General features: G+C 35.1%; 6 protein-coding genes. 5 read left to right on the plus strand and 1 reads right to left on the minus strand.

Going from position 1 to position 8,438, the window contains the following annotated elements:
- Positions 1–543: 543 nt before the first annotated feature.
- Entirely contained in the window at positions 544–2,355 is a 1,812-nt protein-coding gene (locus E1171_RS13265) for a MutS-related protein (protein WP_155206491.1), read from the plus strand.
- A 4-nt stretch (positions 2,356–2,359) separates the two neighbouring features.
- Entirely contained in the window at positions 2,360–2,929 is a 570-nt protein-coding gene (locus tag E1171_RS13270; protein ID WP_155206492.1) for a GNAT family N-acetyltransferase, read from the plus strand.
- A gap of 11 nt (positions 2,930–2,940) precedes the next feature.
- Here E1171_RS13270 and E1171_RS13275 read toward each other — a convergent pair whose 3' ends face one another.
- Positions 2,941–3,540, minus strand: coding sequence for an SRPBCC family protein (locus tag E1171_RS13275; RefSeq protein WP_155206493.1), 600 nt, complete (start codon positions 3,538–3,540; stop codon positions 2,941–2,943).
- A gap of 202 nt (positions 3,541–3,742) precedes the next feature.
- Here E1171_RS13275 and E1171_RS13280 point away from each other — a divergent pair, with 202 nt between their 5' ends.
- The 3 genes from E1171_RS13280 to E1171_RS13290 all read left to right on the plus strand — a co-directional run bounded on the left by E1171_RS13280 (position 3,743) and on the right by E1171_RS13290 (position 7,862).
- On the plus strand, positions 3,743–3,919 hold the full coding sequence (locus E1171_RS13280; protein WP_155206494.1) for a M57 family metalloprotease: 177 nt from the start codon (positions 3,743–3,745) through the stop codon (positions 3,917–3,919).
- A 329-nt stretch (positions 3,920–4,248) separates the two neighbouring features.
- Positions 4,249–5,064: a M57 family metalloprotease gene (locus E1171_RS13285; protein ID WP_155206495.1), complete on the plus strand. Its 816-nt coding sequence runs from the start codon at positions 4,249–4,251 to the stop codon at positions 5,062–5,064.
- A 779-nt stretch (positions 5,065–5,843) separates the two neighbouring features.
- Entirely contained in the window at positions 5,844–7,862 is a 2,019-nt protein-coding gene (locus E1171_RS13290; RefSeq protein ID WP_246164332.1) for an OmpA family protein, read from the plus strand.
- The last annotated feature ends 576 nt before the right edge of the window (positions 7,863–8,438 follow it).

Genomic DNA, 8,438 nt, shown 5'->3' on the forward strand with positions numbered 1-8,438 from the left:
AGTTAATGGTGTTTTGTGGTAATTCTTTTACCAGAATAAGGGAGAAATAAATTGGATTTTCTAGATAAGAATAGATTTAATGAGGATTGCTGAACTCTTAAAAGTTTTATTTAATTAATAATGAAAAAATACCTGGTATTTTAACCTTTTAAAAAATCCGGTTTTCTTTGGGCCTAAAGAGGAATTAAAGGGGATATGCTACCTTTCGCCATTATTTAAAGTTCTGTTTTAATAGTTTTTCATTAGGTTTGAGGGAAAAGAATCCTTATTTATAGTTTCCTCCTAAAGAATTTTTTATAGTAAATAACCGTAGCACATTGGGTATGCTTTTAAAGTTTGAGAGAGGAGTTTACTTAAAAGTATATTTGAAAGTGGTGAAGGAATTATAAATATATTAATTCATTTTTTATATTTTTTTCTTATTCGTTTTGCAATTTTGATTTTATAATTTGGAATTATTTTGCGGATCTTTCGGGTTTATTGTTTAGTTAAATTTTCATTGTTTTTTTTACCATTAAATCGGGGTCCTTTTTGTATTAATTTATGCGTGACCAAATCTTAAAAAACTATCAAAAAAGAAAAAAATCATTTGCTGAATCTTTTCAAAGACTAAGTAAAAAAAGTAGTAGGCTTTCCTGGCTGAGGGTATTGTTATTTCTGGCTTATCTAATAAGCGTGGTGTTTTTGGCTAATATAGGTGCGGAATCAGCTTTTCTTCTCCTTTTATTTATCGGCCCTATTGGCTTTGCCTTTTTGGTTCGTTACCATAATCGCATTAGTTACGAAAAAAAACATAATGGAATTTTAAAGGAGATTAATGAGGAAGAAATTGCCCGGTTAAAAGGAAAACTTAGGGGTCTACCTTCTGGCGATACCTATTTAGAAGCAGATCATCCTTATGCTTTAGACCTGGATATTTTTGGGCAAAACTCTCTTTTTCAATTGCTTTGCAGGGCAACCACTTCAGCAGGAAAGGAAATGCTGGCAAAATGGCTATTAAAAGGAGCCCAACTGAACGAAGTCGAAAGTAGACAGGAGGCAGTAAAAGAATTGAGTCAGAAGTTAGAATGGAGACAAAACTTTCAGGCTTCGGGCAGACATTACGAAGTGCAAGAAGAAGAAAACCATACCCAAATACTTTTAAACTGGCTAAAGGAACCGAATAAATTAAGTCGAAACCCATTTTATGTGATAGGAGCCTGGTTACTGCCCCTATCGGTTTTGGCTTATATTCCTGCGATGATGTATTTGGAATGGAATTATTATGGACTTTCTGTAATCGTCCTACTAAATATTTTCTTTTTAGGAAGTGTACAAGCTTATGCTCAGGATACTCATAGGAAAACCTCAGGAAGTGTAAAAACCCTTAAAGCTTATAGTTCTTTAATTGGGATGATTGAAGGGGAAGAATTTTCTTCCAATAAATTGAAAGGATTACAAGCAGCTTTCAAACATGAAAATCAGAAGTCTTCAACAGAAATCAAGAGATTAGGATTTATTTTGGATAACCTGGATTCTCGGGCCAATTTAGTCTATCATATATTCAATATACTTTTCATTTTGGATATTCAGTGGTTATTGCGTGCGGAACGATGGCGATCTAATATGAAGTCAGACGTAAATAAGTGGTTTGAGGCTATAAGTGAATTTGAAGTATTGAGTGGAATGGCTGCCTTAAACTTTTCAAATCCAGATTTTGCAATTCCACAAATTGTTTCATCAGATCATCAATTTAAGGCCCAGGAATTAGGACATCCTTTGATTCCGGCAGAAAAAAGAGTTTGCAATGATTTTGAGTTGGATGGCATTGGGAGTATTGCCATTGTCACGGGTTCCAATATGTCAGGAAAAAGCACTTTTGAAAGGACAATGGGCATAAATACTGTTTTGGCATTGGCGGGAGCACCGGTTTGTGCTAAGGCCATGGTTGTTTCCCAAACTCAGGTGTTTACTAGCATGAGGACTATAGACTCTTTGGAAGAAAGTGTCTCTTCTTTTTATGCAGAATTGAAGCGGCTCCGTCAATTGTTGGACTTACTTCAGGACGAAAAACCGGTACTTTTCATGCTGGATGAAATTTTAAAAGGAACCAATTCGCATGACCGTCATGAAGGGGCAGCGGCTCTTATTCGACAATTGAAAGACTTAAATGCTTCGGGTTTGGTTTCTACTCATGATATTAAGCTAAGTGAGTTGGCAAAAGAATCAGATCAATTGAAAAATTTTAGTTTTGAAAGCCAGATTGAGGGAGATGAAATTTTATTTGATTATAAGATCCATGAAGGTCCTTGTCGCAGTTTTAATGCCAGTAAATTAATGGAGAAAATGGGAATTAAAGGAATAGCCAAAAGCTAAAGGTATGGGCGAATCTACTTTACAAGATTTCCCCCAGCTGGAAACCGAAAGGTTACAATTGATTCACATTTCCAATGGACACCAAGAAGATTTATTGAAGCTTTTTGGGGACGACAGGGTGGTTAGATTTTATAACCTCAAACCCTTCAAAACTACGGAAGACAGTAAAAGACTTATTCAGTATTTTGAGAGTCGTTTTTTGGAAAAGAAAGCTGTACGTTGGGGAATTGGATTAAAGAATCAAAAGGGAATTATCGGTACCATAGGCTATAATAATTTTAGTAAAAATCACCGAGCCAATATAGGTTTTGATCTCCAGCCTGCTTTTTGGGGAAAGGGCATTATGAAAGAGGTATTGGCTAAAGTGCTTGATTTTGGCTTTCATGAATTGGAAATTAATCGGGTGGAGGGCGAAGTAATGAAAGGAAATATACAGTCCATGAAGCTATTGGAAAGGTTTAGCTTCAAAAAAGAAGGTCTGTTGAAGGATTGGATGTATTGGAATGAAAGGCATTTTGATATGTGGATGTATGCTCTTATAAAAAAAGAATATATGACAAATTCTGCAGTTTAATTTAAAGCAGCTTATTTATCTTCTTTATTGTTCCTTTTTTCTTTTATCTCAACTTCCTCAGCCAATTGTTTTAAATTAAGGTAATCCTCCTTTAGTTTTTTTTCTAGCAGACTATGAAAAAAGTTAAAATAGGCCTTCCAAAAATCACCTTTTCCTGTTACATGATGGGTGGCTACAACTAATGTTCCTCCATTCTCAGGAATAAAATTTATTTCGGCATCTACAGTCATGGCCTCGCTTTTCAGTTGGTATGCAATTCGCTGGTCTCTAATAAATTCAGTGAGCTCTTCCGTAATGACGTAATTTTGTTTTTTTCCGCTTACTCTAAATTCATATACACTGCCCACTTCATTGGGCTCTCCACTAATTAATTCTACCTCTAGTAGATTTTTTATGCGTCTTACCATCATTTCCGGGTTGGTGTAGGTCGCAAATACTACTGTTGGAGGCCGGTCAATTCTTTGTTTTATAATCAGAGTTTGGGTGGGGTTGAAAACACCTAAAAGGAAAAAGGTAAGTACTAAAATACCTGTAAGTGCCACTGTGGATTTTATATAAGGATGACTTTTAAAGATCATGGTAGTGGAAGGATGAATTTGATTCTTTCGCAAGTTATTAAAATTTATGGAGTCTTTATTTGAAAAGTATTGCACATCCTATGTCTCCAACCATAATATTGATTTTGTACACTTATGGCTAAATCGGAAAAACCTCTTTCTGGACCCGGAAATATTCTGATAACTGGATGAAGACAAATTCGCTTTCCAGACTACTTCTTTTCCTGTTAAGAAGAAAATTCCTGCTTCTCCAATAATGGCTGCCTTCGAGACTGCTATTGCCCATGAAATAGGTCATTATGTTGGTTTTCGGTATGCCGATTATTTGGATAAAAGCTTTAGTTGTGGCGGCCCTGACGATAATGAGAGCGATGAAAGAATGGGAGATAACTATATTCCAGGTACACCAACAGATCCAAAGGCTGGTTCCTGAATTCTGGCTTGCTCTATTACATTCACTAATCCTCCTTTTACTAATAATGGTAAGACTTCTTAGGTTATTTGTGTTAAAATTAAAAATGGAAAGGGTAATGAGTGTAATAGAATTTCTTTATAGGAATATTTTTGAATATTTTTTCGTTTTTAGCTCCTGATTATAGCTTTTATTTTACTTGGAATGGATATAATTAAATTGATTAAGATATTGTTTAATTTGTATTAAATTTTTATTAAATTGATTTAATTTTCAATTTTTATTATAGCTCATTTCCTGTCTTTTTAAGTTTTTTATTATTTTATTTTTAACAAAACTATTTTATTCTCATGAAGAAAATATTAAATCTAATGCTAGTAGGATCAATGTTATTTTGCATTTATTCCTGCGAGCAGCCGGAAGAAGAATCTCCTGCTTTGGAGGAAGTATCTTCTGAAATTTATGATAAACTGGATCGCTTAGGATTCAACACAGTTGACTATCCTGTAATTAAGTATAATGGTCAACTTATTGTAGAAAATGATATCGTAATTAATCTTTCAGAATTAGATGATCTATCGAATGCTTCTCAGTTACCTACAGCAGAACAATATTCTACAAATAATTTGGTGACTGCCACTCCGAGAACAATAAGTGTTTATGTGAATTCAAGCTTTAGTCAAAACTACTTTGACGGTACAGATGAAGCAATTGCACGTTACAATGCGGAGAACTTGACGCTTACATTTCAGCGGGTTAGCAGCTCATCCCAAGCCGATATTGTTATCAATCCTTCTCCTTGGTATTATGGGCTATTTGGAATTTTAGGGTCGGCAGGCTTCCCTACGGCATCTGGAAACCCATATGATGAGATTCTCATGACTCGATCTTATTATGATGGTGTAACCAATATTGACGGTTTGGCTACTACCATTGCCCACGAAATGGGGCACTGCATTGGTTTCCGTCATACCGATTATATGGATAGAAGCTTTAGTTGTGGTGGATCTCCTGATGATGAAGGAGCTGGAAGTACTGGAGCAAATCATATCCCAGGAACACCAACTGGCCCTGAAGCCGGTTCATGGATGTTGGCTTGTGGAAGTGTTAATCTTGACCGTCCATTTACCAGCAGTGATAAAACCGCTTTGGATTATTTATATTAATTCTTAAGGCTTGTCTGAATTTTTACTTAGTGAGAATGAAAGTTTGAAGTCTGAAAGGGTTGTTTTTGAGTTGATGATCCATAATTAGGAATAAAGAAAACAACCATGCTCAGGGCTTTATGGTGATTTGCAACAAAATGAAAAAATTTTTAGACAAGCTCTAAATTTCAGGCAAAAGAAATGAGCTAAGGAGGCTGGTTTAAAAAGGGATTTCTTTAACTATGGAGAATACCTTTTTTACTAGCCTCTTTTTTTGATGGGCTAAGTGGAGTTTTAATGGGGTAAAAAAAGGTAATAGTAGGGGTGTTGTATTTTTTTTATTTCTAGGGCAAGTTAATTTTTAAATGATTCCCATTTAGTATGCAGAAGAGGTTTGTGGGCAATAGGTAAATTAAATTATCAATTATTGTGTTTTTAAAATGAAATTTTTACGCTTTCCAAGATAGGAATTTGTTTGAGTAATTGACTTTTATGACCTTTCGAGTGAGTAGGCTTGAAATCAATAAAATAGGAGTTTCTTTAATTGAACTGGTGAGGTTTGGTTCAATTCAATTTTTTCCTGTGAATTATGCAAAATTATATCCCCAAGTTCCTAATTGATGATTAAATTTGATAAATTAGGTAGTAATTTCGGCATTGTGCTTTCAATTTTTTATGTCTGCTAGTTTTATACCATTATAGACTTTATGGAAAGCTAATGGCTTAATTTTAAAGGCTTTTCGACCATTGGGTCTTTTTGGTGGTTGCAAAGTTAATTGGGAATTTAGCGATCTCCTTTAATGAAAGCGCATAGGAAAAGTGTCATTGTGTTTTTTTGCTTTTTTATGGTTGGTTTTTCGTGGGCCAAGGCTCAAGCTATTGAAGGAACCCAATTAAAAGTCAAGCAGGCAGATGTCGAGGATTCCCTTTCCCTTTTCAATGGAAATTTCCCTTTTAAAAATGTTAATTTAATTCCCTTCTATTATGCTAAGAAAGCATTTAGAGAGATTGAGAGATATGAAAAACAAAAAAACTGGGAGGGCTTGTATCCGGTTTTATCCGATTATGTAAAAAACTTTGGAATAGAAAATTTTTATAAGGATACTGATTTACTTTGGCGACTTGCGAAAACTGCTGAGATTTTAGGAAAGAAGGAAGAAGCTAAAGCCCTTTACCGATTGGTGTTAAAGCATCATAGAGATAGCTTCAGTTTGCAGTGGTTACAAAAACATTATGATAGCCTTAATCGGGACCAGGCAGATTTGTATGTGCCTTTGAAGTATTACTATGAACTGGTTGAATATCGGCAAGAAATAGATACGCTCAGGCCTCCAAAAGGAATTTTATTGAATATGGGCGATAGTATTAATTCTTCTTCTGCCGATTATGGGCCCAGTTTAAGTTTGAAAGATGAAACATTGCTTTTTACCTCCAAGAGACAAAGGGCTAGAAGAGGGCTGGAAGTGGAAAGTGTGGAGGGGATATATTTAAGCAAAAAAGAAAGAGGAAAATGGCGTGCAGCAAAGCCTTTTGAAAATATTAACAGCCAATTTAATGAGGGGTCTCCCTGCCTAAGTAAGGATGGGAAAACGCTTTATTTTTCCCGTTGTTGGGCGCCTGATGGTATTGGGAATTGCGATATCTATGTAAGTCACTTGCAATCTGATGGAATTTGGAGTTCTCCCGAGAATTTGGGGAGTTCCGTAAATAGTAGCAGTTGGGACTCCCATCCTTCTTTGTCTCATACTGAAGATACCTTGTATTTTGCATCTGATCGTCTTGGTGGTTTTGGCTTGTCCGATATTTATTTTACCTATAAATCTTCTGATGGGAATTGGGTGAAGGCTCAAAATGCTGGCCCTGTAATTAATACGAGAGGGAGTGAAAATAGCCCTTTTTATCACCCTGTTCACCATGTATTGTATTTTAGTTCTGATTATCAGACACTAAATTTCGGGCAATTTGATATTTATAAAAGTAATAGGCGCCAAGGGCATTGGGAGAATCCAAAAAATATAGGTCCTTTAATTAACGGGAAAGGAAGTGAATTCTATTTTACTATAGATTCAGAATCGAAAGATATCTATTATGCCCGTTCGGAAACCGAAAGCCTTGAGGATATGAGTTTGTATTCTTTTCCTTTGCCTATGGAAGCCCAACCTTTGGCAGTAACCCGGCTTAGTGGATCCTTAACAGATTCTCTGACGCATAAGCCTTACCAAGGCATCGTGTCTATTATTGATTTGGATCATGGAATCGAAGTAGCACCCAAGTTTTTACGGGCCGATGGGTCTTTTGAATTTGACCTGATCAATAATAATAATTACTTATTGATTATTCAGGGAGATAATTTCTTTCGTATAGAAGAAATGTTCTATTTGAACGGGGAGATGGAAATGGGTCGTTATGCTAAGCCTTTATCGACCAATATAAAATTTGAATCCTTGGAGTTTGATCATGGAAAAGCTGAGATCAAAACCGAAATGCGAAGTGATTTAAACAAAATTGTTAATTTCCTTTTGGATAATCCCGAGTTTAAACTGGTAATATCAGGACACACTGATTCTGCAGGAGATGATGATTTTAATTTGACCTTATCTCAAAAAAGAGCTGATGCCATAAAGGAGTATGTTACCTATTTTAATCCGGTAGCTGAATTCAGGGTAAATGCCATTGGATATGGCAGTTCCAAACCCATTGTGGAGGAGAAAACAGCTGTCGATAGAAAGTTAAACCGAAGGGTAGAGTTTCATATCTATCGTCCTTCCATAGAGGAAATGGAAGAGGACGAGAAAATTGAGCAAGAGGAAGAGTGGTGATCCAATAATAGAGGCAAAATTGAAAGAGCCTTGAAAAGACTTGGAAAACTATAGAGAAAACCCCTTTTTTTGACTGACTTTTTTTATTGCTTTTTTAAAGTGCCTCATCACACATTCTAGGCCTCCTTTATTATATTTTCACTTTTACCTATTGTTTTGTCCTTCCCAGTTTCAAAAAGTGAGATTTTCATGTTAAAAAATAGCCCTTCTCTCAATATATGAAGAAAAGATTAGGCTTTCTGTTGAAAAAGGCCCCTTAGTTATTCTTTATTTTTAGCAAGGAATTCAAATTTTTTTACCGGGTTTTTCTTTAGCAATATGCATCAATTTCCCCCTTGATTTTTCCCTTTAATTCTGAAAAAATAATGTCTTCTTATTTGAGTTCAGTATTTAATAAATTATTAGGAATAATATTTCCTGTGCAATAATAACTCCTTGATTATAAACTTTTACAAGGATTCTTGGAGCTAACTATTTTTTTATTAAAAGGCAACTTTCCATTTATATTATTATAAAAATCCTCTAATTATTTAACGTTTTTATCCACTAATAATTCATCTTTAAATAGTATTATAT

The organism is Xanthovirga aplysinae (assembly GCF_009711365.1).
GTDB classification, from domain to species: Bacteria; Bacteroidota; Bacteroidia; order Cytophagales; family Cyclobacteriaceae; genus Xanthovirga; species Xanthovirga aplysinae.

Coding starts and splice junctions, on each gene's coding strand:
- E1171_RS13265 (WP_155206491.1), top strand. CDS start 544: ATGCGTGACCAAATCTTAAAAAACTATCAAAAAAGAAAAAAATCATTT.
- E1171_RS13280 (WP_155206494.1), top strand. CDS start 3,743: ATGGCTGCCTTCGAGACTGCTATTGCCCATGAAATAGGTCATTATGTT.
- E1171_RS13285 (WP_155206495.1), top strand. CDS start 4,249: ATGAAGAAAATATTAAATCTAATGCTAGTAGGATCAATGTTATTTTGC.
- E1171_RS13290 (WP_246164332.1), top strand. CDS start 5,844: ATGAAAGCGCATAGGAAAAGTGTCATTGTGTTTTTTTGCTTTTTTATG.
- E1171_RS13270 (WP_155206492.1), top strand. CDS start 2,360: ATGGGCGAATCTACTTTACAAGATTTCCCCCAGCTGGAAACCGAAAGG.